This window comes from Acinetobacter sp. YH12231, assembly GCF_013417755.1.
Classification (GTDB): domain Bacteria; phylum Pseudomonadota; class Gammaproteobacteria; order Pseudomonadales; family Moraxellaceae; genus Acinetobacter; species Acinetobacter amyesii.
The window spans coordinates 1-1,276 of record NZ_VPDJ01000065.1 but is presented as its reverse complement, the minus strand read 5'-3'; the positions used below and the strand labels follow the sequence as shown (position 1 = coordinate 1,276).

Below are 1,276 nucleotides of genomic sequence, written 5' to 3'. Positions count from 1 at the left end.
TTGATGTGTGCTGAATTAGCAGGAGACTTTCACTTGGGAGATTCTAGGCAGCTAACCGATAAAAGTCTTCTGCCATTTGATTTGGTGTCTTAAAATCCAAGCCTTTTTGAATTCTTCGCTGATTATAAAATAACTCTATATATTTTGTAATATCCGCTTTGGCTTCTTCCCTTGTTTTGTAGTTGCGATGATGGACTAGTTCATTTTTGAGTATGCCCCAGAAACTCTCTATCGGTGCATTATCAAAGCAGTCGCCTTTTTTGCTCATTGAACCCTGAAAATCAAATTTCTCAAGTAAGTTTCGATATTCATTACTGCAATATTGGCTGCCTCTATCTGAATGTACAATGAGATCTTTAGCAGGTTTCTGATTGCGAATAGCCATATTCAATGCATCACAAACAAGCTTGGCTGTCATGCGCTCATTTAAGCTATAGCCAACAACCTGTTTCGTGTAAAGATCTTTGACAGCTGCCAAGTACAACCAGCCCTCAGCCGTCCAAATGTAGGTAATGTCACTCGACCACGCAAGATTAGGCTTCGTCATTGAAAACTGTTGCTTGAGTAAATTGTCATAAATAGAACGGTTGTGATCACTGTTCGTGGTTCTTTTGAAACGCTTATGGCGCTTACAATACAACTGATTTGATTTTTTTATTTGGCGCACAGCATACGTACTTATTTTGATACCTTGCGCTTGTAAATGCTTGGTTAATCGAACATAGCCATAGCTTTGTTTGGTTTCTTCATGGGCTATTTTGACCAAAATTGTCTGCTGATTTCGCTGAATTGATCTTTTACTCATGCCTCGCTTTAGCCAATCATAAAAGCGAGAAACGGATACACGAAGTAATCGAGCCATTAAAATAATCGGAAATAAGTGGCTTTGCGATTTCATATAGGCGTACCTCACTGACTTTCTTTGGCAAAGTACGCTGCTGCCTTTTTTAAAAATTCACGTTCCATTTCAGCTGTTTTGAGCTGTTGTTTAAGCTTCTTATTTTCTTCGAGTAAGGCGTTTAGATCGGGCGAATACTGTTTTGTGCCTGCTAAAGTTCCAGCCTTTGCTTTGTTATTCCAGTTCGAAAGGGTTTGCATTGAAATGCCAAGTTGTCTAGCGGATTCCGATACATTACCTTGGTTCTCTTCAATGGCTTTTATGGCTTCAGCTTTAAATTCTGCGGTGTAAGTCTTCTGTTTCTTGCTCATGGTAAACTCCTAATGAGTATGTATAGTTTACCAAGTTAAACCCTCCTGTTTTTTAAGCACACATCAG

General features: G+C 39.1%; 1 protein-coding gene. It reads right to left on the bottom strand.

The window, feature by feature from the left end:
* Positions 1-43 precede the first annotated feature (43 nt).
* A protein-coding gene (locus FTV11_RS16920) for an IS3 family transposase (protein WP_119285041.1) occupies positions 44-1,209 on the bottom strand; the annotation gives its coding sequence in 2 pieces (ribosomal slippage) (positions 44-951 and positions 951-1,209; 1,167 coding nt in all).
* Positions 1,210-1,276: the final 67 nt, after the last annotated feature.